At 52.3% G+C, this 26,746-nt stretch carries 24 protein-coding genes; 7 read left to right on the top strand and 17 right to left on the bottom strand.

The window, feature by feature from the left end:
* Nucleotides 1-13: 13 nt before the first annotated feature.
* The 11 genes from ACFSW5_RS03950 to ACFSW5_RS04000 form a co-directional block, all read right to left on the bottom strand.
* A complete protein-coding gene (locus ACFSW5_RS03950; protein ID WP_379270104.1) occupies nucleotides 14-1,411 on the bottom strand; it encodes a sulfatase family protein in 1,398 nt (465 codons plus the stop codon).
* A gap of 25 nt (nucleotides 1,412-1,436) precedes the next feature.
* Entirely contained in the window at nucleotides 1,437-2,237 is an 801-nt protein-coding gene (locus ACFSW5_RS03955; RefSeq protein ID WP_379270105.1) for a sugar phosphate isomerase/epimerase family protein, read from the bottom strand.
* A 17-nt stretch (nucleotides 2,238-2,254) separates the two neighbouring features.
* Entirely contained in the window at nucleotides 2,255-3,247 is a 993-nt protein-coding gene (locus tag ACFSW5_RS03960) for a Gfo/Idh/MocA family protein (protein ID WP_379270106.1), read from the bottom strand.
* Entirely contained in the window at nucleotides 3,244-4,164 is a 921-nt protein-coding gene (locus ACFSW5_RS03965; RefSeq protein WP_379270107.1) for a helix-turn-helix domain-containing protein, read from the bottom strand. Before ACFSW5_RS03965 ends, ACFSW5_RS03960 begins: the two co-directional genes overlap by 4 nt.
* 10 nt (nucleotides 4,165-4,174) lie before the next feature.
* Nucleotides 4,175-4,357: a hypothetical protein gene (locus tag ACFSW5_RS03970; protein ID WP_379270108.1), complete on the bottom strand. Its 183-nt coding sequence runs from the start codon at nucleotides 4,355-4,357 to the stop codon at nucleotides 4,175-4,177.
* A 101-nt stretch (nucleotides 4,358-4,458) separates the two neighbouring features.
* On the bottom strand, nucleotides 4,459-5,346 hold the full coding sequence (locus ACFSW5_RS03975) for a carbohydrate ABC transporter permease (RefSeq protein WP_379270109.1): 888 nt from the start codon (nucleotides 5,344-5,346) through the stop codon (nucleotides 4,459-4,461).
* Nucleotides 5,343-6,209 (bottom strand): carbohydrate ABC transporter permease, encoded by an 867-nt coding sequence (locus tag ACFSW5_RS03980; protein WP_379270110.1) that lies wholly within the window; start codon nucleotides 6,207-6,209, stop codon nucleotides 5,343-5,345. Before ACFSW5_RS03980 ends, ACFSW5_RS03975 begins: the two co-directional genes overlap by 4 nt.
* Nucleotides 6,210-6,286: 77 nt before the next feature.
* On the bottom strand, nucleotides 6,287-7,633 hold the full coding sequence (locus tag ACFSW5_RS03985; protein WP_379270111.1) for an ABC transporter substrate-binding protein: 1,347 nt from the start codon (nucleotides 7,631-7,633) through the stop codon (nucleotides 6,287-6,289).
* Between the two features lie 112 nt (nucleotides 7,634-7,745).
* Nucleotides 7,746-9,245, bottom strand: coding sequence for a response regulator (locus tag ACFSW5_RS03990; protein WP_379270112.1), 1,500 nt, complete (start codon nucleotides 9,243-9,245; stop codon nucleotides 7,746-7,748).
* 17 nt (nucleotides 9,246-9,262) lie between these two features.
* The gene (locus ACFSW5_RS03995) at nucleotides 9,263-11,038 is read right to left on the bottom strand and encodes a cache domain-containing sensor histidine kinase (RefSeq protein WP_379270113.1); all 1,776 of its coding nucleotides are present in this window, start codon (nucleotides 11,036-11,038) and stop codon (nucleotides 9,263-9,265) included.
* A 286-nt stretch (nucleotides 11,039-11,324) separates the two neighbouring features.
* Entirely contained in the window at nucleotides 11,325-11,654 is a 330-nt protein-coding gene (locus ACFSW5_RS04000; RefSeq protein ID WP_379270114.1) for a winged helix-turn-helix transcriptional regulator, read from the bottom strand.
* 278 nt (nucleotides 11,655-11,932) lie between these two features.
* On the opposite strand from ACFSW5_RS04000, the gene ACFSW5_RS04005 reads away from it, so the two are divergent.
* Together ACFSW5_RS04005 and ACFSW5_RS04010 are read left to right on the top strand one after the other, a co-directional pair.
* The gene (locus ACFSW5_RS04005) at nucleotides 11,933-13,348 is read left to right on the top strand and encodes an MFS transporter (protein ID WP_379270115.1); all 1,416 of its coding nucleotides are present in this window, start codon (nucleotides 11,933-11,935) and stop codon (nucleotides 13,346-13,348) included.
* 65 nt (nucleotides 13,349-13,413) lie between these two features.
* Nucleotides 13,414-14,412, top strand: a complete 999-nt coding sequence (locus ACFSW5_RS04010) for a hypothetical protein (RefSeq protein ID WP_379270116.1) — start codon at nucleotides 13,414-13,416, stop codon at nucleotides 14,410-14,412.
* Between the two features lie 243 nt (nucleotides 14,413-14,655).
* On the opposite strand, the gene ACFSW5_RS04015 is transcribed toward ACFSW5_RS04010, so the two are convergent.
* Complete coding sequence (locus tag ACFSW5_RS04015) at nucleotides 14,656-15,876, bottom strand: MFS transporter (protein ID WP_379270117.1); 1,221 nt, start codon at nucleotides 15,874-15,876, stop codon at nucleotides 14,656-14,658.
* A gap of 636 nt (nucleotides 15,877-16,512) precedes the next feature.
* Entirely contained in the window at nucleotides 16,513-16,950 is a 438-nt protein-coding gene (locus ACFSW5_RS04020; protein ID WP_379270118.1) for an Rrf2 family transcriptional regulator, read from the bottom strand.
* Nucleotides 16,951-17,074: 124 nt separating this feature from the next.
* On the opposite strand from ACFSW5_RS04020, the gene ACFSW5_RS04025 reads away from it, so the two are divergent.
* Nucleotides 17,075-17,479, top strand: coding sequence for a response regulator transcription factor (locus tag ACFSW5_RS04025; RefSeq protein WP_379270119.1), 405 nt, complete (start codon nucleotides 17,075-17,077; stop codon nucleotides 17,477-17,479).
* On the opposite strand, the gene ACFSW5_RS04030 is transcribed toward ACFSW5_RS04025, so the two are convergent.
* Entirely contained in the window at nucleotides 17,442-17,795 is a 354-nt protein-coding gene (locus tag ACFSW5_RS04030; RefSeq protein ID WP_379270120.1) for an ArsR/SmtB family transcription factor, read from the bottom strand. The two genes, ACFSW5_RS04025 and ACFSW5_RS04030, sit on opposite strands and share 38 nt — an antisense overlap.
* 69 nt (nucleotides 17,796-17,864) lie before the next feature.
* Here ACFSW5_RS04030 and ACFSW5_RS04035 point away from each other — a divergent pair, with 69 nt between their 5' ends.
* Entirely contained in the window at nucleotides 17,865-19,307 is a 1,443-nt protein-coding gene (locus tag ACFSW5_RS04035) for an MFS transporter (protein WP_379270121.1), read from the top strand.
* 119 nt (nucleotides 19,308-19,426) lie between these two features.
* Here ACFSW5_RS04035 and sigK read toward each other — a convergent pair whose 3' ends face one another.
* From sigK to ACFSW5_RS04050, 3 genes are all read right to left on the bottom strand, one after another.
* Nucleotides 19,427-19,963, bottom strand: a complete 537-nt coding sequence (sigK, locus tag ACFSW5_RS04040; RefSeq protein ID WP_379270122.1) for an RNA polymerase sporulation sigma factor SigK — start codon at nucleotides 19,961-19,963, stop codon at nucleotides 19,427-19,429.
* The gene (locus ACFSW5_RS04045) at nucleotides 19,917-21,560 is read right to left on the bottom strand and encodes a recombinase family protein (protein WP_379270123.1); all 1,644 of its coding nucleotides are present in this window, start codon (nucleotides 21,558-21,560) and stop codon (nucleotides 19,917-19,919) included. Before ACFSW5_RS04045 ends, sigK begins: the two co-directional genes overlap by 47 nt.
* Before the next feature lie 270 nt (nucleotides 21,561-21,830).
* Nucleotides 21,831-22,592, bottom strand: a complete 762-nt coding sequence (locus tag ACFSW5_RS04050) for a hypothetical protein (RefSeq protein ID WP_379270124.1) — start codon at nucleotides 22,590-22,592, stop codon at nucleotides 21,831-21,833.
* 275 nt (nucleotides 22,593-22,867) lie between these two features.
* Here ACFSW5_RS04050 and ACFSW5_RS04055 point away from each other — a divergent pair, with 275 nt between their 5' ends.
* The 3 genes from ACFSW5_RS04055 to ACFSW5_RS04065 are packed head-to-tail and all read left to right on the top strand — an operon-like array spanning nucleotide 22,868 to nucleotide 26,456.
* On the top strand, nucleotides 22,868-24,376 hold the full coding sequence (locus ACFSW5_RS04055; protein WP_379270125.1) for a tyrosine-type recombinase/integrase: 1,509 nt from the start codon (nucleotides 22,868-22,870) through the stop codon (nucleotides 24,374-24,376).
* Nucleotides 24,377-24,390: 14 nt separating this feature from the next.
* Nucleotides 24,391-25,518 carry a tyrosine-type recombinase/integrase gene (locus tag ACFSW5_RS04060; RefSeq protein ID WP_379270126.1) on the top strand — a complete coding sequence of 376 codons (1,128 nt, stop codon included), beginning with the start codon at nucleotides 24,391-24,393 and terminating at the stop codon, nucleotides 25,516-25,518.
* Nucleotides 25,515-26,456 carry a tyrosine-type recombinase/integrase gene (locus tag ACFSW5_RS04065; protein WP_379270127.1) on the top strand — a complete coding sequence of 314 codons (942 nt, stop codon included), beginning with the start codon at nucleotides 25,515-25,517 and terminating at the stop codon, nucleotides 26,454-26,456. The genes ACFSW5_RS04060 and ACFSW5_RS04065 overlap by 4 nt, the downstream gene beginning before the upstream one ends.
* Nucleotides 26,457-26,746 lie beyond the last annotated feature (290 nt).

Below are 26,746 nucleotides of genomic sequence, written 5' to 3' on the forward strand. Positions count from 1 at the left end.
GTACCCCAAGACATTACTTGGCTTCCTTCGCCTGCAGCTTTCTCGCCGAAGACGCCGAACGAATTTGCATGGAATCGTAAGCCTGCTGCGAACTGGCGAACGGTCCGGCCCCCAAGCCGTGCCAATTCAAATTCGTATACATCGGATTGATGCGGCCGGTCGCCTTCTCCCTCGAGGCGATATGCGCTTCCATCCTCGCGGTCAGCAGCTTCACGACGTCCGGTTCCCGTTCCGCCAGATTATGCCGCTCGAGCGGATCGCGAACAATGTTATACAGCTCCACGGCCGGCTTGAAATGCAAATCCGGCTCCAGCGCGACAATCAATTTCCATTCGGGCGTACGCCAGCCGTGCTTGCGCATCCACGTGCACTCGGTGATATACATTTCGCTTTCCGGGACGTACGCTTCTCCCCGAACGAGCGGCAGCAAGCTTCTGCCGTCGAACGAAAGCCCGGTTTCGATTCCGAGCAATTCCAGGATGGTCGGCATAATATCTTTAATTTGCGTCGGACTGCTCACCTTGCGTCCGGCCGGCAGCTTGCCCGGATAGCGGATGAGAAGCGGAACCTGCAGATTGGATTCGTATAAACCGTGATGATCGTAATAACAGTCGTGCTCGTTAAGCGTTTCCCCGTGATCGGACGTGACGACGACCAGCGTCTCTTCCACGATGCCAAGCTCCTCCAGCAAGGCGAAGAGAGCCTGGATCGAGGCGTCCATATAAGCCACGGCTCCGTCGTATTGGGCGTCGATGTATTCGCTGTCCGTAACGCCTTCCGGGAACCAGGAGGCGAAATACTCCGCGAACGGCTTAAACGCGAGTACCGGCTCCAGGGAGCGATTGTCCGGATCCTTCTCGTTCCCGCCGTAAAAGATGCGCTCGAACGGCTTCGGCGGCAAGTACGGCGAATGCGGATCCATATGGCGGAGGAATAAGAAGAACGGCTTCTCGTCCGCGGCAAGCCGCCTTAACTCGGGAAGGGTCACGGCGTTTAAATTTTCCGCCTTCGGACAGCGCCCCGTCTCGTCCGGCAGCCACGCCTCGTAATCCAGATACGTGCCGAAGCCGCGTGCGGAAGGGTTCCCGCTAAACCCGACGCAAGTCGTATTGTAGCCTTGTTCTCCGAGCAGCTCCGCCAGCGTCTTCACGTGATTCCCGAGCGGCCCGCCGTGCCGGAGCGCCACGACGTCCGTTCCGAAGCAATCCATTCCCGTCAGCATCGACGCGTAACCGGGCGTCGTCGGAATGCTTGGGGAATAATGCCGTTCGAACAGCACGCCCTCCCGGCTGAACCGGTCGAGATGCGGCGTCGTCAGCCGCGAGTAGCCGTAACAGCTCATATGGTCCCGGCGCAAGCTGTCGATCCCGAGCAGCAGAAGATTCGGACGTTTCCGTTTCTGTTCATTCATCGAATAGACTCCTCCTTCGCGACAATTATCGCGCGCCCAGCGACTTCAACGCCGCGTTCAGAAAGCCGCGGCTCTCCGCCGCGATCGCCGTCAGCTGCGCCAGCGTATGGCCGTTCGCGCCGATCACTTCCAGATTGACCGGACCGTCGTACCCGCTCTCGACGAGCACCCTGCAATAATCGATGAGCCGGATGTCGCCGCGCCCGCAGGCTTGCGATTCGATCGGACCCGGACCCGATTGGCGTCCTTTACAGTCGCGGATATGGACATGCTTCACCCGTCCGACCACCGCGGCGAGCGCCTCCTCCGGATTTTCGTTCGCCCGGTAAATATGGCTTGGATCCATATCGATGCCGAAGGAAGGGGCCGTAATGCTCTCCATCGCCCGCAGCGTCGTCGGCGTGTTGTACACGGATTGCCCGACATGCGCTTTCACGCACAGCATAACGCCGTATTCGCCGGCCAATCGGGCCATGCGGTCCAGCTTCTCGATCGAGGCGGCGAGATCCGCGTCCGCGTCCGACTTGCCTCCCGGACCAACGTTCACGATGGGGGTCCCGAGCTCGCGGGCAGCCTCGAACGCGAGCTGCAGACGCTGCTCGTCTAACGAAGCGACCTCCATCGCAAGCAGCTTCAAGTCCAGCTCCTCCGCGATCCGCCTGATCCCGGGAGCCTGCTCCCGCCAACGCTCGAGCACAAGATGCTCGCACATCCCTTGGATCGCGGCGATTTCAAGCCCGTCGTACCCGCACAACCGAATGTGCCTTGCCGCCGTTTCGAAGTCGTACTCCTTAAACAATACCGAGTTGACGCCAAGTCGGATCATCGTTTATATCCCCCGTTTCAGTTAAGTTCAACGACGCTGGCCGTTTCGAACGATTCGATCGCCGCCTCGATAATGCGCTGCGCGCGCAGCGCGTCTTCGCCGGAGCCGTTGATTTGGTCGTAAGGCGTTTGGGCGTCGAGCTGCTCGATCCAATCGCTTATCCGGCTCTTGAACGTCTCGGGGAAGGAGCGCATTCCGCCGAGATAGCTGTAGGTCTCCGTCTCGATCCCCTGCCGCGGATAGAACGTAAGATGCTCGCATGCGTCCTCAAGCACGAAGCGGCCCTTGGAGCCGATCAGCTCGCAGCGTTCCAGCCCGTAGCTCGGACCGGCGTCGTAGCTTCCGACGAGGCTGCCGATCGCCCCGTTTTCGAACTCCATAATAATTTGGGCATTGGACCAGATGTTCCGCCCCTCGCCCTTCATCATGAATGCGGCCACCCGCTTCACCTCGCCGCAGAAGTACCGGATGACGTCGAAGGAGTGCGGATGCAGCGCGCGAAGGTGGAACCACGGCGACGTTTCCACCGGATTGTTGATCCACATTTTCATGTTGATCATATGGAGCTTCCCGAGCCGGCCTTCCTCGACCCAGCGCTTCGCCAGCTCCGCGGCCGGCGTGAACCGATGGTTCAGATTGACGGCGTACGGCAGCTTCTTCTCCTTGGCAAGCGCCACCATCTTTTCGCCTTCTTCGACGCGGTTCGAGATCGGCTTCTCGCCGAGCACCGGAATTCCTGCGTTCAGCAGCTCCATCGTCGGCTCGAAATGCTCCCCGCCGTTTTCTTCCCCTTTGGTGGCGACGCTGCAAGCGTCTAGCTGAATGCCGCTTTCGAGCATTTCCCGCACGCTGTAGAACGCCCGGCAGCCGAATTTTTGCGCCGCTTGGTCCGCCTTCTCCTTCACGATGTCGCATACGGCGACAAGCTCCGTCTTCGGATGATCCTTGTATACGCCCGCATGAATGGAACCGATATTGCCCACGCCGACAACCGCAACTTTCAACGTCATGAGATGACCTCCGTCTTCCGATTTGATTTGGCATGCAGCTCCCGGAATTGCCCCGGGGAACATCCCGCTTTCCTGCGAAACAGCTGCGTGAAAAAAGAAGGATCGTCGTAACCGACTTTATGCGCGATCTCGATGACTTTGTCTCGTCCGTCAAGCAAATACTGCTTGGCGCGTTCGATGCGGATATGATGAATGCGTTCCGTTACCGTCATGCCGGTTTCCTGTTTAAACACGCGGTTTAGCTGTCGGTTGCTGATGCTGAAGAGCGCGCATAAATCCGGAACCGCCAGCTTCTGATCGAAGTGCCTTTCCAGAAAGCCGTTGATGCGGCGGACGAGGACGGTGCTCTCCTTCTCCGCCGGCCGGTCGTCCGAACAGGCGCCTTCGGCGTAAAAGCGCGACAGCATGATCAGCAGCTGCAGCAGCTGCAGCCGAATGATCGTCGTATATCCGCCCCGGTGCCGCTCCCACTCGACGATCATAGCCTTCAGCAGCGAGCCGATTTCCTCCATCTTCGTTCCGTCGAGGTTCAAGCGATGGTGAAAGCGCTCTCTTGCATCAAGGAACGGGTACACGTAAAAATAGTCCATCGAACGCGATACGCCCAATTCGCGCAGCATCGCTTCGCTGATCAATTCCGGCATAAACAAGCAATTAATAATTTCGAGGCGCCGGCCCGGCTGGATTTTGTAAGAATGCACCTCTCCCGGGTTAATGATGAATACGTCGCCTGCGCGGATCGGATAGCTCCGGCCCTCGAACCAATGATGAGCCTCGCCGTCCGATACGTAAACGAGCTCCACGAAATCATGCGAGTGATCCGATGTTATGCGCTCTGCGTCGTGAACGTAGAAGCCAATGTTGAAAGGACATTCCGTCTCGTGCAGGAACTGCGATTTGTGCAGATGCCGCGCCATGCCCATACCTCTATTCCTCGAAGCAGGCTATGGTCGTGAACGGGGCCAGCGCTTCCCGCGCCGCGGCAAGCTTGATTCGCGCATCCGTGTTCCCGAGATTGCGCACACATACCGCCTCGTGTCCGATCCGGCTGCCCATGCTCTTCGGAGACAAGAAGCCGTCCGGCATGTACCAGCTGAGTTTTTCCGCCATATCCTTCCTCCTTTGCCGCATATCGTACTTTTATCTTAATCGATTCCTTGGCTTCAATCATTGCGGAATGCGCCAACTTCATTGGCGATCGCGCCACTCGCTTACCCTTTTACGGCTCCGGCGGTCATGCCCGCGACAATGCGCTTGTTAAAAAACAGAAACAGAATAAGCGGCGGAATCGAGATCAGCACGACGTCGGCAAACAGCAGATTCCACTTCGTCAAATACATGCTCATGAAATTGTAGAGCGTCAGCTGGATCGTCGCGTTCTCCGCCCCCGGCAAGAAGTAGAGCGGGTTGACGAAATCGTTGAAAATGTTGACCGATTGAATGATGATAATCGTCGAAGTCACCGGCTTCAGCAGAGGAAAAACAATGCGGGTAAACAGCTTGAACCCCCCGCAGCCGTCAATGAACGCGCTCTCGTCGATATCCTTCGGAATCGTCGCCGCGAACGCTTTATACAAAATGATGCAAAACGGAAAGTGGAGCGCGATTTCCACGAGCGTGAGGCCCAGCAGCGTCTTGAACAGGCCAAGCGAATTCAGCACCCATATCGTCGGCACGATTGCCGGCGGGATCATCAGACCGGCCAGGATCAGGAAGTTGAGCGCGGATGCCCCTCTCGTGCGTTCGCGGCGCTGCAGCACGAAACCGGCCAGCGAACTTACGAGGACGAGACCGGCCACGGAGAACAGGGTCAAAAGCGTGCTGTTATAAAAAGCCCGAACGAGCATATAGTCGGATGCGGCGAACACGGCCGAATAATTATCGAATAGATGCACCGTCTCGGGCCACGACATGTTCATAGCCGCCGCCGCCGAGTTCGACTTGAACGAATTGACGATGACGAAATAGAAGGGCACCCAGAAGACCGCCGTAGACACGATCAGCATAAGCAGCGTAACAATCGCCTTGTACAATAGCGAGCGGGTTCGAGCGCCGCTTCCCAGCTCAGCCGCTTGCAATTCCCGTGCCGCAACGCTCATAGGTCTACCTCCCTTCTCGTCAGGAACATGTACAGCGGGAACGCCAGCGCCGAGATGCCGATAAACAATATGACGTTGCCGGCTGTCGCCAGACCGTAGAAGCCTGCTTGATACTGCTTGTAAATGATCGATGCGATGAGGTCCGTCGAGAAACCCGGTCCCCCCCGTGTCGTTGCCCAGATCAAGTCGAACGTTCGGAGACCTCCGATAAACGCCAAAATAATGACCGAGTTCATCGCGGGCCGGCTCAGCGGCAGCGTAATGTGCCAGAAGCCGCGGAACGCGCTGCCTCCGTCGATCTTGAGCGCTTCGTAATAATGCCGCGGAATGGACAGAATGCCCGCGATGTAGATGACGGTCGCGATCCCGACGCCCTTCCATACGTCGATCAGCGCGACGGAGTACAGCGCCAGCTTCGTATTGCCGAGCCAGTCCGGACCGTCGATGCCGATCGCAGCCAAGGCCGTGTTAATGACGCCCTGCGTCGGGTGCATCATCGTACTGAAGGCGATCCCGACCGCAATCGTGCTGAGCAAGGTCGGGAAGAATACCATGGAGCGGAAATAATCCTTGAACCAAATTTTCGACGTCAGCAGCGTCGCGAGCAGCAGCGCCAGAACGACCTTTAGGCCGCATGTGACGACGGCGTAAATAAGCGTGTTTTTAAAACCGATCCGCAGCGACGATTCCTCGAAAAACATGACATAGTTTTCGAGTCCGATAAATTCCCATTTGGTCAACGTCCAGCGCGTCAAGCTGAAGAACAGCGACATGACGGTCGGCAGCAAATACAACGTGAAATAAACGATACCCGCCGGCAGCAAAAACAGATAAGAATACATTCGCTTCTGCGCGGTAGTCATTCCAATCCCCTCCTTTCGCGCACGGCCCCGCCTTTACGCAAAGGCAGGGCCGGCGCGAATCTTATGCAACTAGCGTCTTACCAGCCGGGCAGATTAAGCTGCTGCGCTTGCTTCTCGATATCCTTGTCGTAATCCTTCGCTCCGTCCAGCGCGGATTTCTGTCCGGTGCCGACTTCGATCAACAGGCTTTCCAGATTCGGCCCTTTCACGGGCGAGACGAATTCGAGCGCCGGCGCGGTGTTCCCCGCATCGAAATACGGCTGCATCTCCTTAATGGCGTCGTACGCGTCGTCCGGCACGTCGATGCCCTCCACGACGTACGGGCCGTTCGCCTTCGCCTTGCTCATGAATAGCTGCATCCCCTCCGGAGAAATCAAGAACTCCAGGAATTGCTTCGCGGCATCGACGTTTTTGCTTTTGTTGTTAATGTACATCGCGTTCGGCATCCACACCGTCAGTCCGTTAATACTCGGATCGTCGCTCGGAATCGGGAATACGCCGATGTCTTGAATTTTATCCGGATGGTTCAACGCGAGCGAGTCCACCGCGGACGTCAGCATCGGATAATGAACGCCCGCGCCTTCCGCGAGCATCTTTAGCGCCCCGTCGTACGTCAGAGCAAGGAAATCCTCGTTCATATACCCGTTCTTGAACGTCTCCTCCGTCATCTCGAAGCCGCGGAGCGCGGCGGGCGTCGTCGCGTATTTCGCCTTATTCTCCGTATAATCCTTGGCGAAATTCGGATTTTGCGCCTGCACGTTATAATGGTTGGCGAGCACGTACAGCTGGGACGTCCACGTCGTTTTGTAAGAACCGATCACCGCCACCTTGCCGGACGCTTTGATTGCCTCGTTGTTCGCGATATACTCGGCCCACGTCTTCGGTATCGCCAGTCCGAGTTCCCCGTACACCCGCTTGTTGTACAAAATGCCGCCTACGTTGGAAGAGCCGACCGGGACGCCGTACACCTTTCCGTCTTTGCTGACCGTTTCTTTAAAAGAATCCAGCACGTTCTCCATATACGGCTCGTTCGTCAAATCGACGAAGTTCTCGTCGGGATTGAGCGCCTGCAGCAGCGATCCGGAATTGTAGAACAAAATATCCGACATATCGCCCGTCGCAAGCCTCGTTTTGACCAGATTGTCGCCTTCCGTGCCGTCGGGCTTCACATCGAAACGGATTGTCAAGTTGAGCTTCTTTTCCGCTCCTGCCGCTACCGCCTGCAGGGCGGAATATCCCGGTTCAGTCGTCCCTGTCAATATCGTAAGCGTTTTCAATTTAGTGGTTTCGCTTCCCGCGTCGGACGAACCGCTTGCGCCCGGAGCGCCCCCTCCCGGAGCGGACGTACCGGAAGAACATCCTGCCATGGCCGTGACGATCAGGGCCGCGCCGCATGCCAGCGATAGCCATTTCCTTCTCATCATCGAACGATAACCTCCCTTTTATTGGGTTGGTATTTTTGCTCTTATTGTAATCGCGGGAGCGTGCCCCAACCACCTGCTCGTTTGCCGATTTGAGGGTAATTATTTTCCTTTTTTACAGCGGCGGCCGTCTTTGGTCTGCCATCCGCTTCGCGTAGTGCATCGGAGATTCGCCGACCAGCTTCTTAAACTGCAGGCTGAAATATTTCGGATCGTCATACCCGACAAGCCGGCTGACCTCGTGCAGCCGGTCGACGCCATCGGCTAACAGCTCCCGGGCTTTGCGAATCCGATAATCGGTCACATATTCGGAGAAGGTATGTCCGGTATGCGCCTTAAACATCCGCGACAAATACCCCAAGCTGATATGCTGCTCGGCGGCGAATCGCTGCAAGGAAAGAGACGTCCCGTATTCCCGGTGAATGAGATGCAGCAGCTTCGGAATCAGCTCCTTCGGATTGCCTTGGTTTCGCGCCGGGCCGATATCCGCCGTATATAAACTCATGAACTTGTGTTTCAGACATTGAAACAATTCTTCGTAAGTATAGATGTCGGGAGGCAGCCGGTAATGTTCCGGAAGACTGTCGACGTCTACGCCGCCGTTGCGGGATTGCAGCTTGAATTTGAGCGAGAGCAGCATATCGTTCAGGAACAGATCGAGCTGCCGCTTCTTCAAGCGCCTACCCTTCAAGTCGTCGAGCAATTTGACAAGAACGGCCTCTCCCTTCACCAGCTCTCCGTTCCGATAATGCGTCTCCAGCATACGGACGCGATCCCACGCGCCGCTCAGATCGGCATCCGGACTGTTCGCTCCCGCAGTCACGATCGAAGAGAGGCCGAACCGCATCTCCGATTCCAGCCGCTCCTTTAACGGCCCAAACGTCTTGTATAACGGCTCTCCCGCCGGTTTGCTCGCGATTCCGACGTGCACGGGAACAAGCTCCCGCCGAAGAAGCTCGAACCACTCGGCCACGGCCCGGCGGAAGGCTTGCCCTCCGTCGGGGTCCGCAGCGCCGACGAGAATCGCCCGCTGACGCCCGTCCAGATCGATTCGGTACATATCGCCATCCAAGTCCGGTACGGACTCCTTGAAGCGGCTCCATCCCTCCGCTCCGTCCGCCCGGAGAAGGAGCATATGATAAGTTTTGTCTAGAAATGTGCGCAGCCGCGGATGATTGGGCGATTCGGGGGTCTGCAGCATGCGGGCCAAGGAGCCGAGAAGCCATTCCTCGGAGGTTCTTGCTTCTTCGCGGATTTGGCGAAGCGCTTCATCGACAGCCTTGTATAAGGCCTCTTTCTTCCATGGCTTGACTAGAAAATCGATGACTCCGTATTTCATCCCGAGGCGCGCGTATTCGAATTGATCGTGGACGCTGACGATGATCTTCTTGATGGCGGGATCCATCTCATGCAGCCTCTCCGCCAGCTCCAGCCCGTCCATGACCGGCATCGTAATATCGGTCAGCACCAGCCCGGGACGCGTTTTTTGCGCCGCCTGCCACGCCTCCTCCCCATTGCTGAAAGCGTAGACGGAATGCGCCGGCTCGTAGATTCGCAACAGCTCGACCAGCTCCGCCAACGCCCAATGCTCATCCTCCACCAAAAAGATGTTCATCGCCTTCAACGCCTCCTTTAGCCTTCCGTAAACCGCGCCGGTATTGCGATCCGTACCGTCGTTCCGGCGCCGAGCGTACTGTTTACCGTGATGCCGTACTCTTTCCCGAAGTACAGCTGAATGCGCTGATGAATGTTGGCCAGTCCGATGCCGCCTCCATCCTCGCGCAGCCCTTGCCATTCCGCAGCCGCTTCCAAGCCGTTCCTGAGCGAGCGCAGCCGTTCGGCGTCCAATCCCGCTCCGTTGTCGGACACTTGCAAGATCAACGTCCCTTCGCTTTCCTGGGCGTCGATCACGATTAAGCCTCCCGACTTCATTCGGGCCAATCCGTGATTCACCGCGTTTTCGACGATCGGCTGAAGCGTTAGCTTCAGCACCGCAGCGCCTTGGAGCGTCTCCGGCACGTTCGGCTGAAGCGTTAGCCGGTTCCCGAAACGGTGCTGTTGAATGTTGAAATAGTGGCTGACGTGCTCCATTTCGTCCTGAAGCCGCACAGGCTGAGACATACGCTTCATGCTGTATTGAAACAGGCTCGCGAGCGATTCCGAAATCTCCGCGACCTCCTCGATCCCCCGAAGCCTGCTGATCGACTTCATCGTGTTCAACGTATTGTAGAGAAAATGCGGATTGATCTGCGCCTGCAGCGCGGCGAGCTGGGCATTCTTCTCGGCGAGCTTGGATTCGTATACTTCCCGGATCAGCCGCGTGATGCTGTCCAGCATATGATTGTATACGCGGCTTAATTTGCCGAACTCGTTGTTCCCCGTATACTCCATGCGGCGGGTGAAATCGCCGAGCTCCACTCTGGACATATTGCGAATCAAGTGCCGGAGCGGCATCGTGATTTGATGGGACAGCGTATAGGATACCGCTGCGACAATAACCATCGCGGCGATTCCCGCGACGACGATAATATCCCGTATGTACTCTTGTTTGTAGAGCACCACGTCCTTCGGCAGAAGGACGACGGTGTCCCAGCCGGTATAGGCGGACGTCTCTTTCGTATAGAAATAGGGCAGCTCTTTCCACCGCAGCTCCCCGGCGGACCGCCCGGATTCGGTCCTCATCGTCTCGAATAACAGCCCCTCGTTCCCGCCGGTATTGTCGTATATAATTTCCCCTCTATCGTCGACAAGCAGGATCGTCATCGCGCCGTCGTATTGGTCGTCATTCATTTTCGGAAGCGCCAACCTTTCGAAAGCATTGACATTGATATTGATGACGACATGTCCGATCGTTTGCTGCGTCGGTATTCGATGAATGCGCCGAATAAACGACACGAGCCGCTCCGGCGGAACTTTCGCTCGTTCCCTAGCGGAATACGAATGCAGAAAAAACGCCTTGTTCTCCAGCATCTCGTCGAATCGCTCGAGCTCCTCGAGGGTATACGGAGGAACGAACTTCGTTTCCATGTCTTTCGAATAGGCGTACATATAACCGTCCAGAGTATGAATGGAAATGGAATGAATATACGGCTTAGGGTAGGAAAAATCGAATAAATACGGACTCAGCTTATAATCGATAATTTCTTTGTCGAGCGGCGCTTCGGCCCTTTCGTATTCCAGGAGATTGCTCTGGACGGCCGGCGAGATCGACACCGACAACGAGAGCTCTTCAATGCTCTGCAAATATAGATCCACCATATCGGAATATTGCTTGGAGATAATCGAGGATAAACGGAGGGATTGCTGCTGGATATCATTTGTATATTTTTGGTAGAAAATGCCGCAGGTGATTCCGACAATAACTAAGGATACAATCGAGAAGGAAACGAACATCTTCGTCTTCAGCATCGGATCGACTCCATCCCAAGTATTTTCGATAGGGAACGATAGTATGGCCGTTTTACATAAATATAGGGAATCCGGCGATTAGATGACTCTAGTATAAATGAATAATGGCGTTCAGCGAATACGAAAAAATGAGCGGCCAATTACAAAGCGAGGAGGAAATGTTTGAATCCAAGCAGCCTGAATGCTTGATTTAGACGCAATAACGCAGCGGGCATGCGCCCGCTGCTTTGCATTTAAAAGCAGATAATAGCGTGCTGCTCGAAATAATGGGGTCTGCTCGGATCCCCTACAGCACTCCCCTCATATATCGGTCGCCCCACTCGCACATGATGTCGATAATCGGTTTAAGCGATTCTCCCAAGACGCTCAATTCGTAAACGACTTTCGGCGGGACTTGATTATAAACCGTTCTGATAATGACACCGTCATCTTCCAATTCTCTCAGCTGCTGGGTCAGCATTTTTCGAGTGATTGTCGGCATAACTCTTTGCAATTCGCCCGTTCGCTTCGGCCCATATGCCAAGTGACATAATATTTGCGCTTTCCACTTGCCCCCAAGAACATCTAACGTAGCTTCTATCGGAATGTTATAGCGCTGATCCGGATTTAGTTTCATTTTACAAGCCTCCTAACCGTTTCATTCTATGTGCCATAGTTCCTTTCGCGATCGACGAAAGATTATTCGTGACTTCCATTATAATCTCTGGCGGCTCTTCCAACCATCATATAACCGTTTTTCGAGCCGTATGTTACTTTTTGGTGACAATGTCACAACAAAGTGCGTAATTTGCTAACTCGATTATATGAACGATAATCTCCTTGTGTCCATGCGGAAGGCAATTTCAAATAACCCGCTTCCGTAAAAAGAAAAATGTTGATAGGAGGTTATATCCAATGGAGAAAAACGGTCAAAAAACAAAGACTGCCAACAATATTTCATGGGGTCTATTGTTCGTTTTGTGCGGGGCCATCTTTCTGGAAGGGATCGATGTGTCGATGATAGGCGTGGCATTGCCTTCCATCCGCGCTGAACTTGGCCTGTCGACCGGTTCGCTGCAATGGGTAGTAAGTGCCTATGTACTAGGCTATGGAGGTTTTATGCTGCTGGGAGGGCGTGCGGCGGACCTGTTCGGACGGAGGAAAATGTTTCTCGTTTGGCTCACCGTATTCCTCGTCTTCTCCGGGCTTGGAGGACTGGCGACCGACGGATGGATGCTGATCGTCGCCCGATTCGTTACAGGCATTAGTGCGGCGTTTATGACTCCCGCCGGCCTATCCATCATCACGACGAGCTTCGCTGAAGGTCCGGCCCGCAACAAAGCGCTGCTCGTTTATGCCGGGACGGCGGCTGCCGGTTTCTCTCTCGGACTCGTTGTCGGGGGAATATTAAGCGAGCTCAGCTGGCGGTGGGTTTTTTACGGCCCGGTCCTATTGGCATTCGTGATTCTTCTTGCTGCCATCCGTCTCATACCGGACTCGGGCCGACCGCAGTCCTCCGCCCAAGGCTTCGATCTGGCCGGAGCAATCAGCGTTACGGGGGCGATGCTTCTCCTTGTCTACGGGGTTGTAGAGGCATCCAACGCGGGCTTGGTCTGGACGATTGGCGCACTTGCCTGCAGTGCAGTGCTTCTTGGTCTTTTTGTAACCATTGAACGGCGTTCCGCTTCCCCTTTGGTTCGTCTCGGGATCTTCGCATCCGGCTCGCTGGTACGCGCTAACCTCGGTGCGATGTTGTTCGCCGGTTCCTTCTTCGGATTTCAATTCGTAGCTGTTCTATACCTGCAGGAACTGCGCGGCTGGTCATCTCTTGAAACCGGTCTTGCCCTGCTTGCTGTCGGCGTGGATGCCGTACTCGCACCCACCCTGACCCCGAAGCTGGTCAATCGTTATGGCAACATTCCGGTCATTTTCGGAGGTTTTTGCCTTGCTGCCCTGGCGTACGCCCTATTCCTGCCGATCGGTCTTGATTGGACCTATGCAGCTATGTTTCCAACGATGATCCTGACAGGCATCGCCTTTTCTCTTACCTACGGACCGCTCACGATTGCCGCAACGGACGGAATTTCGGAAGAAGAACAAGGGCTGGCCAGCGGTCTGCTGAACACGTCTTTTCAATTTGGCGCGGCTCTCGGTTTGGCGGTCGTAACCGCTGTAAATATCGCCGCCACAGGTTCCGAACCGTCGCCGCAAGCATTGCTTGACGGTTACCGGATCGCTATGATTGTCCCGATTGCAGCATCCGTTCTGGGTATTGCGATCACTGCGTTTGGCCTTCGCAAACGGTCTTCAGCTCACTACGCAAACAGTTAAAGCGTTAACTGTAAAAGAATGGACCAAAGTCCGGAATAGACAAATAAACAAAGGGAGGAAATCAAATGGCGGCTATATTTATCGCAGGCGGTTATGGGGTTGTCGGGAGCGGCATAGCCCGGCATGTACGAAAAATAAACAAGGAGACCGAGATTATAATTGCAGGCCGAAACCCGGATAAAGGCGCCGAACTTGCACAAGAACTCGGGAACGCGAGAACGGCTTATCTGGATTTGGATAAACCTTTCGAATCGTACGATTGGGGAAAAATCGACCTCATCGTTGCCGCCTTGCAGGATCCTGCCGACGCATTAATCAACGTGGCCCTGGAAAAAGGAATTGCACATATCGGCATTACCAAGTTGGCTGACGAGCTAACGCCTTTCTTATTTTCAGCGCTTAAGATGCCGCCAAGCCGTCCAATCGTTCCGCTCGGCCACTCGCAATCCGGAGTCCTGACGCTGATTGCTCTGAAAGCGGCCGAATCCTTCAGCCGGATTGAGTCGATTGAATTGGCGGGACTCTACGACGATCATGAACGGATGGGACCAATGACGGCTGGCGATGCCGAAAATTTTATCGGCCGGGCGCTTTTACGCCATAATGACCGTTGGAGTTGGGTTGAAGCCAAGCAGCATGCAAGAAAAGTCCGCTTGTCGGACGGCAGTTATTTGGAAGGTTACCCCATGGGGTTGCTTGACGTTCCGAACTTAGCTGCCGCCACTGGCGCACCGAACGTCCGTTTTGATTTCATTCAAGGCAAATCTATAGGGACTAAAATTGGAGACCGGGCCTCTCAAGATCTTTATATCGAAATGGAGGGTATTCTAAAATCATCAGGCCATGCAGCGAAGCAACGGACAATCGTTTCGGACCCGAAGGGGCAAGCGCATCTAACGGCTCTTGGAGTATTGGTTGCAATTGAACGTATTCTAGGGCTGGATGGCAAACCAACCGCATCCGGCGGAGTGTATGTACCGGAAAAATTAGTGTCAATCGATGCAGCTATTGCCCGTTTGGAACAGTTCGGCGTTCGGATTTCCAGTGAGTTGGAGGAAAAGTAAGCTTGCCTTCCTAAGTCGGGCGAAGCTAACCAGTTTTCCAGCAAGTGTGCCGGAAAATTCGTTCTAATGCTTGTCAAGCCTATAGCCCCCGCTGACGCGGAGGCTATAGGGCGAATATACGGCCTACCGTATGATCCGATCAAGAAGGAATTTATCGGCATAAATTTGGCGCGCTTAACCGAGCGGAGGCGGGACCTTCACTCCTGGAAATCTTCCGCCGGCTTCTCGTGCCGCTTGACGAGCTTAGCCGGCGGCGTCCGACTCGGCCGCGGCGGTCGAGCTCCCCGGAACGGCCGCCCGCAGCTTCATGCGCCGCTCCAGGCGCAGGCTCGCCGCAAACATGACGAGCGCCAGCACCGTCATAGCGCCTGCGAAATAGCCGATTTGCCCGACGGCAGCGAAGCGCACGACCGCTCCTCCGGCCGACGCGCCCAAGGCGCTTCCCACGTAAACGACGGAAGCCTGCAGCGACAGGACGATGCCGGACGAAGGCCCCGACAGGCCGATCAGCCGATGCTGCTGCGCAGGATTGAACATGTAGCCGCTGAAGCCGTACAGCGCCATGGCGGCTGTCGCCAAGGCGAGAATGCCGGGCCGGCCGGCAAAGCCGCTCAGCGCCGACAACAGGAATAGCGCGGCCGCGAGCAGAATCAGCGCCAGCGGGATCGCCCGGTTCGTTCCGATCCGGTCCGCGGCTAAGCCGCCCGTCCGCACTCCGATAAAGCTGGCAATGCCGGAGAGGCATAACACGACGCTGATCATCCGGCCTCCGGCCCCGTAGCCGAAGAAAAGCTCGGAAACGTACGTAAAGAGTGAAAAAATGCCGGTGGCCCAGGCGAGCGTCGTCAGCAAGGCGGACAGCAGCTCCGGCCGCTTCAGATACGACAGGCGCTCCCGCATGCCGATCACCCCGGCCGGCGCCACCTGCGGGAACAGCAGCCGGATGGCCAATGCAGCGAGCAGCGTCAGCCCGCCGACGATCCAGAACGTCGTGCGCCAGTCGAACGTCAGGGCGACCCACGTCCCGAACGGGACGCCCAGAATCAGGGAAACGGTCTGCCCAGCAATGACGATCGACACCGCGCTCCCCCGCTTCGCGGGCGGGGCCAGCGTGGAGGCGGCGGCGACGGCTCCCGGCGAGAACAGGCCCGCTCCCAGCGCGGCAACGATCCGCCCGGTCAGCATCAGCCCGTACGAGGAAGCTAACCCGCACATCACGTTTCCGGCGGCGAGCAGCAGCAGCGAACCGAACAACAGTTTCCTGCGCTCCATCCTCCCGGTTAGTGTCGTCAGCAGCGGGGACGACACGGCGTAAACGAGCGAGAACACCGTCACCAGCTGTCCGGCAAGCGCCGTCGACACGTGCAGCGCCGCCGCCAGCGTCGGCAGCAGCCCGCCGATCATGAATCCTTCCGTTCCGATCGCGAACGATCCGAGCGCCAACCAAAAAATCCGTTTGTCCATGAAACCCTCTCCTTATCCAAATTCGTCTTTTCAATGTAGCTGAATCAGTTACAATGAAGCTTTAAAAATATAATCAGGTTCATTCATGGCTGCAATCTGAACTCTCCAACACAACCAACTCGGTTGCATTGAATGCCAAGCTGTCCGCTCCGCCGACGATACGCCACATACAGCGGGCACGCTACAAACTGAAGTCTGGTTTCGATCTTATATCCCTCTTGCGCTCCCGATCAGGCAGATTTAAGCCTGATATTAAATTTATCTCCTCCTTTTCTTCCGCCGTCGCCCTAACCCGAACTTGGAAGCCGTCTTTGGACCCCCTCTCATCGCAACTGCTTCAGTTGCATTGATAGCCGCAAAAAACGACGCAACCCGCCGGCTTCAAACGGCCTGCCGGCTTCCTCGTACGGCTACTGGAGCGTTACCGTTTCCCTTTCCTTGCGACTTCCTCATACGGCTACTGGACCGTTTCCGTTTCCCTTTCCTTGCGACTTTCTCGCTCGGGTTCTCCGACCGGCCGTCATCTCCGAGCCAGCAGCCGTTCCCGATCGGCTCCCTCTCCAAGCGGCCGATCGGCCCGCTTCTCCGTCCGCCTCCGGCGAGCGGCTCCCCGCGAAGCCTGCAGCTGCGGCGGCATCACCGCTTCCCGTGCTCCAGCGACGAGGCGAGCAGATCGGCGATCGACTCCTGCGCCAGCTGACGCTTCAACGCTTCCTCACTGTCCCCGTAGACCCGTTGCAGCGCCGGCTGAATGCCGTGGCCGATGATGCAGCTCGAGTTTGGCTGGCTGTGGTGGAGTTCAAACAGAGGCGTCTGCACGACGGCTTCGTACACGTCCAGCAGACTGATCTCTTCCGGACGGCGCGCCAGCTTCCAGCCGGCCCCTGTCCCGCCATGCTGCACAAGCACCAGGCCCGCCTTCGCAAGCTGACCAAGAATTCGTCTCAGAAAAACCGGGCTCGTTCCCACGCTGTTCGCGATCCGGTCGGAAGGGAAAAATTCGTCCTTCTCCACCCATAAGGCAAGCCAAGTCAAAATATGAAGCGCGATCGTATAGCGGCTGACGATGGCCATGCGCGGCATCCCCTTTCAATAAAACCATTATAGTTTCATTGAATACGCCCGTCAACGGTCCCTTTTCCCCCTTCAGACTTCATTTGGTGATTCCGGCGGGAATACATCCGAAAGGAGTGCGTCCTTGAAAATCAAAGTGCTGATCTCGGACAACAATTCGTTCATCCGAGAAGGGATGAAACTCATTCTGTCGAGCTTCGAGGACCTCGAGGTCGTCGCCACCGCCCAGAACGTGGCTCAGGCGGTCAACTGTTGCCGCCGACACGAATTCGACTTCGCCATGCTAAGAAGAGCAACCGATCAAATTTACATTCCATTTGGAAATAGAGCCATAGCTGAAATCCCGCCATGGCTCTGTTTCGATTTTTTTCGGTTATTGTTCCCGCACCTGTTCAAGCTCGCCGGTCATTGTGGCCCATCCATTCTTGACGCCTTCAATCGCACGGGCATTTTCGAAACCGGTTTGTTCGAGATGAAGGTTAACCTTTCGTCTAGTAAAACACGTGGAGTGATTCAATTAAGCTCTTGAAACGGTCAGGCTTTAAGAGATAATAAATCCGTTTTCCCTCCCTGCACTCCTGTATAAAACCTGCCTCTTTCAATTCCTTCAAATGATACGACAACTTCGACGACGAAATATCGCCCAAGCCGATCTTAAGATCCTCCGGGCATATCGCATCCGCATAAGCCAAACAGACGGGAGACTGATGAATGTCTTGTCTTCCTTCTTTAAGAAGCTTCAGTATTTTCAGCCGTATCGGATCGCCGAGCACTTTGGCCGCTTGGGCTACCTCATTTTCATGATCATGTCTCATGAAATCATTATAACCGTTTTTTGTTGACATTTCAAATTAGTTTGAAATATAATGACTCTGCACATTTCAAAAATATTTGAATTATAGGAGTGATGTTTAGTGTCTACCGGTCAACAAACTCCGCTTTGCGCCTCTGCATCTGAATTGGCTGCCGTTAAGCAGCGGGGCATGGGATGGAGCTTGACACTGCTCGCTTTAGCCCAGCTTATATACGGGCTCGACCTCAATATCGTTTTCGTTGCTTTGCCTGAGATCGGCCATGGTCTTGGCTTCTCCGAACAGTCACTGCAATGGGTGGTCAGTGCCTACACTGTTTTCTGCGGGGGCTTCCTGCTTCTTGGAGGGCGTGCTGCCGATTTGCTCGGACAAAAACGAATGTTTATTTTCGCGTTGTTCCTCTACGCGCTTTCGTCTCTAATGGGAGGTTTGGCATGGGATCCGTTCGTCATCGTTATTGCCCGTGCCATCCAAGGCATAGGAGCGGCTTTCCTGTTTCCGTCCACGTTATCGCTGATCAATCGGCTGTTTGAGGAAGGTCCGCGTCGCAACCGCGCTCTTGCCGTATGGGGAGGTGCCGGCGCCAGCGGGCTGACGATCGGGTCAATCTTGGGGGGAGTGCTAACCAATTCGTTCGGCTGGGAAGCGGTCTTTTTGGTTAATGTTCCATTGGCGGGAATAGTTGCACTAGCTGCGTTGTTCGTTATTCCCCGCGACGAGCAACGGAATCAAAAGCGTCATTTTGATATACCTGGCGCTGCAACCGTAACCGCAGGCGCTACTCTTCTCGTATATGTTCTTGTTCAGGGGCCCGAATTCGGCTGGAATTCCAAGGAGATTATCATTAGTGCAGTACTTTCTCTTATCCTCTTGTCGCTCTTTGCCCTTATCGAAATACGCAGCAATGCACCTCTAATGTCGATCTATCTTTTCCGTAACCGCAGCTTGGTCGCCGGCATGGTCATCACATTCATCTACATGGGAACGTTCGGTGCTCTACCCTACTTCCTAACCACCTTATTTCAGAACGTGCACGGATACAGTGCTCTGCAAACCGGGCTTGCCTTCATCATTCCTTCATTGGCGATTGCAGCAGGCACTCAGCTGGGCGAACGTCTGGCGACCCGGTTGCAGGCACGAAGCACGTTGCTTATCGGCATGATTATCGGAATTGTCGGGACGATACTGATTCCGTTAGGGGCGTACACCAATAGCAGCTATGTGACGATCGTTCCGGGGCTCATTATTTCCGGCATCGACCAGGGCATCACATGGACCGGCATGTGGATCGCCGCTTCAAACGGCGTTGCCCCGGAGGATCAAGGCGTAGCGTCCGGGATCGCATCGACCACATTAAACATCGGTAATGCCATCGGGCTTGCCCTCTTGATTGCCATCGCCAACTCGGGCATGCAGGGAATGACCGGCGAAGCTCTGCGTGAAGCATTGGCTGAGGGTAATCGGACAGCTATTTTTCTGGCGGCGCTCGGCATCCTTCTCGGAGCGATCGTCGCCTTGTTTTTGCCTCGAAAGCGAAAAATATGACGGCTACCGCAGCTCAACAAAACCGGCCAAAACAACGTAAAATATTTACGGGGTTTTGGCCGGCTCAAAACAACCGTCACATCGATTGGGAACACTTATTTGATGGTATGAAGTCATAGTTAACGCTTCGCCTTGTAAAACTCATGATACAGCTTCATGAGCGCCCGCTTCTCGATGCGGGACACGTAGCTGCGGCTGATGCCGAGCTCCTTCGCGATTTCGCGCTGCGTCCGTTCCTCGCCGCCGTGGTCGAGGCCGAACCGGCCGCGGATGACCTCCTGCTCGCGCTCATCCAATATATCGAGATTACGGTAGATTTTGCTTTTCTCAATCTTCAGCTGCACTTTGTCCTCGACGTCGTCGGCTTCAGTCCCGAGAATATCGATCAAGGTGATTTCGTTGCCTTCCTTATCCGTTCCTATCGGATCGTGCAAAGAGACGTCCTTGCGCGTTTTTTTCAATGAACGCAAATGCATAAGTATTTCGTTCTCGATACACCTCGCCGCAAACGTCGCCAGCTTCGTCCCTTTGCCCGTCTGGAAGCTTTCGATCGCTTTGATGAGGCCGATGGTGCCGATGGAGATGAGATCCTCCAGGTCCTCGCCGGTGTTATCGAATTTTTTGAGGTTGTGAACACGAACCGATGTCATTCTCATGTTGAAGAAACTGTTGCCGTTTCAAATCGTCAAGGGCACCCACAGCCGTAACCTGCACTTCATTCCCGTCGTAACGGATAACGATCTCATCAACCAGTGTCTCTACAATATGTCGCTTCTCCTCAAGGGTAAGCTCGTGACCGGCGCTCTCGATGAAGTATCGGACAGCTTTGGAGACCTCTGCAATCCGATTGGCCGATATTTCCTTCTCCGCTTGTTCAGATAGCTGTCTTTCGTACCCGGCAAGCTCTTGCTCCAACGACTTTAGTCCGGCATTAATCTTTTGCATTTCAGTGAGCATTTCCTGCTCATCGATGACCTCCCGCTTGAACATGATTTTGATTTTTTCCTTTTCCTTCTCCTTCTGCTCCAGCTGACGTTTGATGTGGTCCGCGGCGGATTGAAGTTCCAGGTTAATTTCATTCGATTTGCTTTGCAGCCGCTCCATATAATCATCTGGATTAGACAGCGTCTCCAGAATCAGTTTCCAGACGTAATGGTCCAGCATATCGGCTCGTAACGTTTGAGTGGGGCACTTCTCAACTCCTTCACCATACTTCTTTGGGAAGAGGTTTGGACATCTGTAGCAGGTGTAACGGATCTTTTCTCCCGTTTCTTTATTTACCCGGCCTGTATAAGTAGTTGCTTGCCACATTCTTCCGCAATGGCCGCAGCGAATCATGGATTTTAACAAATACTCATACTTTACATTTCCTGAGCGTTTCATGTTTTTCTCTTTCTGCACCTGGGCTAATTCGAACAGTTGCGGGTCAATGATACTTGGCACGGTAACCTCGATCCAGTCCTTTTCCTCGCGAAAGGCATATGTTTTTTTCGGTGTACCGTTCTTGGTTTTCTCCCCGCGAATCTTTCGGGTTTCTCTACGATTGTAATAGAACTTGCCGATGTACACCTCAGAAGTAAGAACCCTTCTAATGGAACTGGCGCTCCAGTTCCTGCTTTCCCCTCGTTTGGGTACTGCCCCCAACGCATAGAGTCGATCCCCGATTTCACGAAGCGTATAGTTCTCATGAACATACCAGTGGTATATCTTCTGGACAAATTCGGCTTCCTGCGCATTGATAATCAAGGTATTTTCGTGAAGATCATATCCATAGGGAGCCACACGCATGGGCATGATCTTCTTATCTTTTTCCACCGCTTTGAGTCTTCCGCGTACCGTCCGCTTCTTGATTAAAGACAACTCGTATTGTGCTATGGAACTCATCAGGTTAAAGAAAAGCTGCCCTTCCGGCGTATTCCGGTATTCCGTGTCCACGAACACCAGCTCGATATTGCTCCGCTCCAGCTCACGGCAAAGGATTAATTTATCCGTCAAGTCCCTGGTCAACCGGTCGGGGTGGGTAACAATCAAGCGACGGACCAGCCCTTGCGCAACATCTTGTCTGAATTCATTCATGGCGGGCCGATCGATATCTTCACCTGTGAATCCTTCTTCGCGATAAACTTTGATCATGGATTCGGGAATTCCCAAGTCTTTCGCTTTCCGCATGCAAATCTCAATTTGTGCATCAAGGCTTGTGCCCTCTGATGCTTGCATGCCTGTAGAAACCCTTGGATATATGGCCGTATACATGGAGGTTCGCTCTTCTCCTTTCTTATCACTATCACTTTCCAGTATGGACAAAGAGAGAAACAAAAAAACCGGCTTATTCAGTCGGTTTCAAGATCAAACGCTTTAGGATGTAATCGATAACGGCATTTTTGGCCTCTGCAGCGGATAAGGTGTTTGAGACTTGAACTGAATCACTACATAAAGTATGAGGCACATATACGATTTTGATTGTCGGCATTCGCTCCATACTTTTCACCTCAATACACCTTATTCCGTCTGCGGTTTGTCCTATCACAAGCGCATGGTGTTTTGGATATACTTGAACTCCGTTTCCATGATTCGAACAATAGCCGATTCATGATCCGCCCCAATGAATGTCCAGTACCGGTGCCCAGGTACAACAGATTGGGTAATGAATCCTGACCATGTTAAGGACTTCGATTTTAGAGCGGACATGAGTTTGTCCAAACTTAATAGGTCATTTTGATATAGATCAACGACGATCACATCGGTTCGTGATTCTAGACGGATATAACATTCTTGATCCGTGTTTGTCTGGATGACATATCCTTTTACATCTCTATTACGATCTTCAGCCATTCTCAATAACGGAATCAGGTCTTCCATACAAGTTAAAGCTATCCCGCTAAAATCATAATTTTTGAAGTTCCATCGCTCTACAACAGACCCATCCTTATAAACCCAATCAAAAGGTACGCGGTGGATGATGCCAAATTGGGCTAGCAGCTCATTGGTAAATCTTCTTCTATATTTCACTGGATGATATAGGTCAGAAATCGTTGAAGAAGAATCCGAAAAATCCCCCAGCAAGAGTGTTCTTAGCTCCACTGTCCTTAAAGCAAAAGCCTGAATCAATGCTCTTCGACGATTAGGCAAGGAGAGCTTCCGCAGCAGAATACCAAAAGTTATTGGGTCAGTAGCTGCCAGTTCTTTCACCTCATACCAGTCTCGATCATGCCTGCTGATATAAGTGATTTCGTCTATTTCACCATGGATGAATTTTAAGGCTAGTTGAAGAAGGTCTTCCTTCAACCTAAGCTTTACACTCCATCAGCTTAATCCCGTATCAAAGCACTCATCATCAACTCTCCACAAATGGAGCAGATTCTTGTTTCTTTCGACCGAAATCCTCGCATAACCCGAAAACCCAACGAGCTTTTGCTCCATTTGTGGAGCAACCAGGACAGAAAACGAAAGCAAATGATACCTTTACATCAATGATGTGGACCATCGGGCCCCACCTCCTTTCTTAAGCAAAAGCTGCTGTCTGAACGGTCAAAGAAACAGAATCTGAGGGAGAGATGTAGATGGATAACGATCAGAATATTAAAGATATCGATATTTTGGGATTCATGTATTCGGATCATTGGAAGCAAAATGCGAAAACTATTGCAGAGATTGCTTCTTATGAGAACTCTACTTCGCAAGAATGTTTACAAACTGTCCCAACTGGCAATCATGATATCAAGAGCTTAAGTTGGGAGAAGGTGCTGTTGTTCTTGAATACCATGTATGCATTTCGTTGGCCTGAAGAGGATACGTCAATAAGTTCTCTAGGCTCGCATGGCTTGAATGAATGGCTTTTTAAAACCCAAATCCAAGGTCGAATTTTTACACCTGTAGTACTCGATTTCCTGGAAAAGGAAAAGTCACTCAAATCAACCAGCTATTTTTCTTTGATTCAATACGCACTAGAGCTCATTAATTTTTTCAAAACCCGCACTGGGCTTGATGCTCGATCCATTCAAGACAAGGAATTGACCAATAAAGATGACCTTATTAATTTCACGGAACAATCATACCCGGACTTTATTCAACGAGACATGATTCTTGCGATATCTAGAAAATTATTCTCGTATGAATTCGATCTAAAGAAACCTTGTGAGAGTCAGTCTCCAGAAGAAGCAACTCAAGTTATCCATCACCCTGCGATAAATGCGCACATCATCTATTTAATCCGATCAGGGGTGAAAGTTAAATCTGTTGCCAAGTACAAGTTCAGTTACACCATGTTTATGAATTGGCTCCATACCAATTACATCCAATTCCAGAGTAACTCGATCAACGACCTTCCTTTATCGATGGTTACGGAAGAGCTACTCATCGAATTCAGGCAGTACTTATTACGGCTGGCATCGAAAGGTGTCTATAGCAAACACACGGTTAGTGACCGTTTCTACGATATCCGATACTTATTGTCTAACCTTTTCAAGTTAGGCTGGCTCTCTAAAGACATTACTTTGGATGTCTCCGGAATCCCGTATGAGAAGTACCTTTATCGCGATTTACCGACCGATGCTGAACTTCAAAACTTTTACCAAACGATCCTACGTCATTCAGACCAGCCAATACTGGAGCTCGCAGCATTTGGGTTGATGCTCTTACTTGGGTTGCGGATACATGAGGTAGCAAGTATTCGTTATGAGGACCTCAATATAGAGAATAAAACCATCTCTGTCTTCGGCAAAAACGAGAAATCGGTCTTGCTCCCGTTACCTGAACCATTACAAAAGTATTTTCAATCTCTGATGGCAAGCCGTTCTCGTAATGACTATGTGTTCGGCGACAATATCCAAGCAATTATTCGCGAATTACGGGCACGCTACAGGCTCTATTCCTTTGTCGCTGGTTGGAATTATCCGGGAGGTCCCCATTTACTCCGGCATGCTTTCATAAGCAGGCTGTCGGAACGTTCGGATTGCCCGCCACAGTTACTGATGTATCTAGCAAGACATGACCGGCCAGAAAATACTGCACGATATGTTCATCGAAGTCCACATCAATTAACAGATGCCGTGAATAAAATCAACTACTGATAGGAGTTGTTCACATGCCAAAAGTAATCCGAGATACTAAGTACTCTGAACTCAAGGAACAATTAAACCAGTTGTTAAGTCATTATGGTCCAGAGAAAATGCGACAAGTTATGGAAACCTTTCCTGTCCAGACACAGACAAAACCTAATATGCCCCCGGCAGTGCGGAACGTTTCATTTCTCGAAGCCGTTGATGCTTTCTATCAAAGCAGCAAGTTTTCTGGTCTTAGCCGGACCACGCAAACAACGTATCGGTCAGAGATGAAACTTTTCCAGCAACATGTGAAGGAAAAGTTTGGCAACGATCCGCAGTTTGAAAAGGTATCAAACGGCGAATTCTTGTCCGACTATATTAAGCTTAATGAGGATCCTAATACAAAAGCCAAGAAGTCTTCCTTTCTTCGCACCTTCATAAAGACCACATACAAAATATTTTATGGCCATCAGGATCTCGGGGACTTGAAGACTATACTACGCGTTCGATGGTCAAACGATGACGCACCAAAAGCCTTTACTAAAGTGCAGATCGCGGAAATCTTGCAGATCGCTCAATCTCGTAACCACGATAGCCTTTACACTGCAATTATCTGGACTTTCCTTGGGAGTGGAATTCGCATAAACGAGCTCTGCCATCTAAGAATCGGTGATATCACTCCTGATACTCAAACAATCAAGGTAACACCCAAAGGGGCTGAGAATACCAAGAAAGTCCGAAAAATCAACGAGCTCGCCTTAATGATGCTCACAGATTTTATAGAGAAAGAATACAGTCGCGCTCGCGAGGTGATGCCAGATTCCGATTATCAAAGGCTCTATATCTTTTCAAGCACTGCCGGGGATAAACCCATCACATCTAGAGCCATTCAGCAATTTATAAAACGTATTATTCGCGAGTCTCAGTCGATAAAGGAGGAAGACAAAGATCGTTTAGGTCCTCACTCTTTTCGTCATTCTTTTGCCGTTCAAGGCCTTGAAGCAGGGATCGATATATACACCCTCTCGAAGCTTTTAGGACACGAATCGATCGACAGCACAATGAAATACTTGCGGCTATTCGATGATCAGCTTCGAGACGCCATTAACAAGCACCCATTTGCTCAAGAAGTCATGAAGCAAATTAAGGAAAGGCTGGAGAAAAAATGAGCCACTTATTATTGGACTCTCCATACTATGCCAATTGGAAGAAACATACCCATCTTAAAGAATCGGCAAAATACACTTATAGCCGTCAATTCCTCAAATTTGAGCACTACCTTAGTCAGGATTACGATGGAGAACTGGATTTCGATAAATTTTACTACGACACGGAATCCGAGACCTATCGTCCTATTGATGCTAATTGCATCGATGGTTATATTGAGTTCTTGAAGCAAAGATATCAGGCCTCAAAGAATACCATTTTCAATAACATAGTTTATCTGAAGCACTTTTTCACATTACTCCATGGCCTTGGTATGGTTAAGCAAAACCCCATGAAAAATTTCCCAAACCCTTATTACGAAAGACGAATTATTGATCGTTCTCTTTCGCTCGAAGAGTGTCAGAAATTATTTCAAGTGGCTATTAAAGCCGACCCATTTGTCCGGAAGTACTTCACCCTATTTTTGCTAATGACTACGACCGCTCTTCGAAACAGGGAGATCATACAGTTAACGCTTGAACAGATTGATTTTGAGCGCAGGGTTATTATAGTGAATAAAGGACAGAAAACCATATCCGAAGTCGTTTACATGCCCGATTCCCTCGTTGAAGAGTTGGAACGTTATTTGAATCATCCTTCTATACAAGAATGGCTGAAATCCGGCCATCCAGAGGTTTTCTTCGAGAATAATCGTCCCTTAACCAAGGAAGCGTTAAACCGGATCATTAAGGCGTTTTGTCGGGAAGCCGGAATACTAAAGAAAGTCACAGCCCATAGTTTCCGGCATACAACGGCATACTTGATGCAAAAAAGTGGAATTGACATCATCGCCATTAAGCGCCAACTACGCCATAAGCAGCTGTCGACAACTTTGCGATATGTTCCTCCAGTTGACGCTGCCAAGCTGTTGAACGACGCGTGCTCAACTCTAATTGAATAACAACAAAAAGAACCCGAAGAAAGCAAAGAAAACATGCTTTCATTCGGGTTCATTTATTTGAACAATTATAGTACACAAAGACAGACTAGTCCTGTGGTGTAATTAATCTCCATAAAGGGAATTGGATACCGTTAAGCTCACGGCTCGTGGATAGGTATCAATCAGCTGTCCCGCGAGGACATGATTTGGGCCAGAGGATGGCAACTCATTAGGCTTCCGTTGGGAACGAGTCTGTCAAGAATTTTGTGTAAACTCGGTTATGCCAAAGTTTGGTGCCGGACTTGACATGG

The organism is Paenibacillus thailandensis (assembly GCF_042685365.1).
Classification (GTDB): domain Bacteria; phylum Bacillota; class Bacilli; order Paenibacillales; family Paenibacillaceae; genus Paenibacillus_AP; species Paenibacillus_AP thailandensis.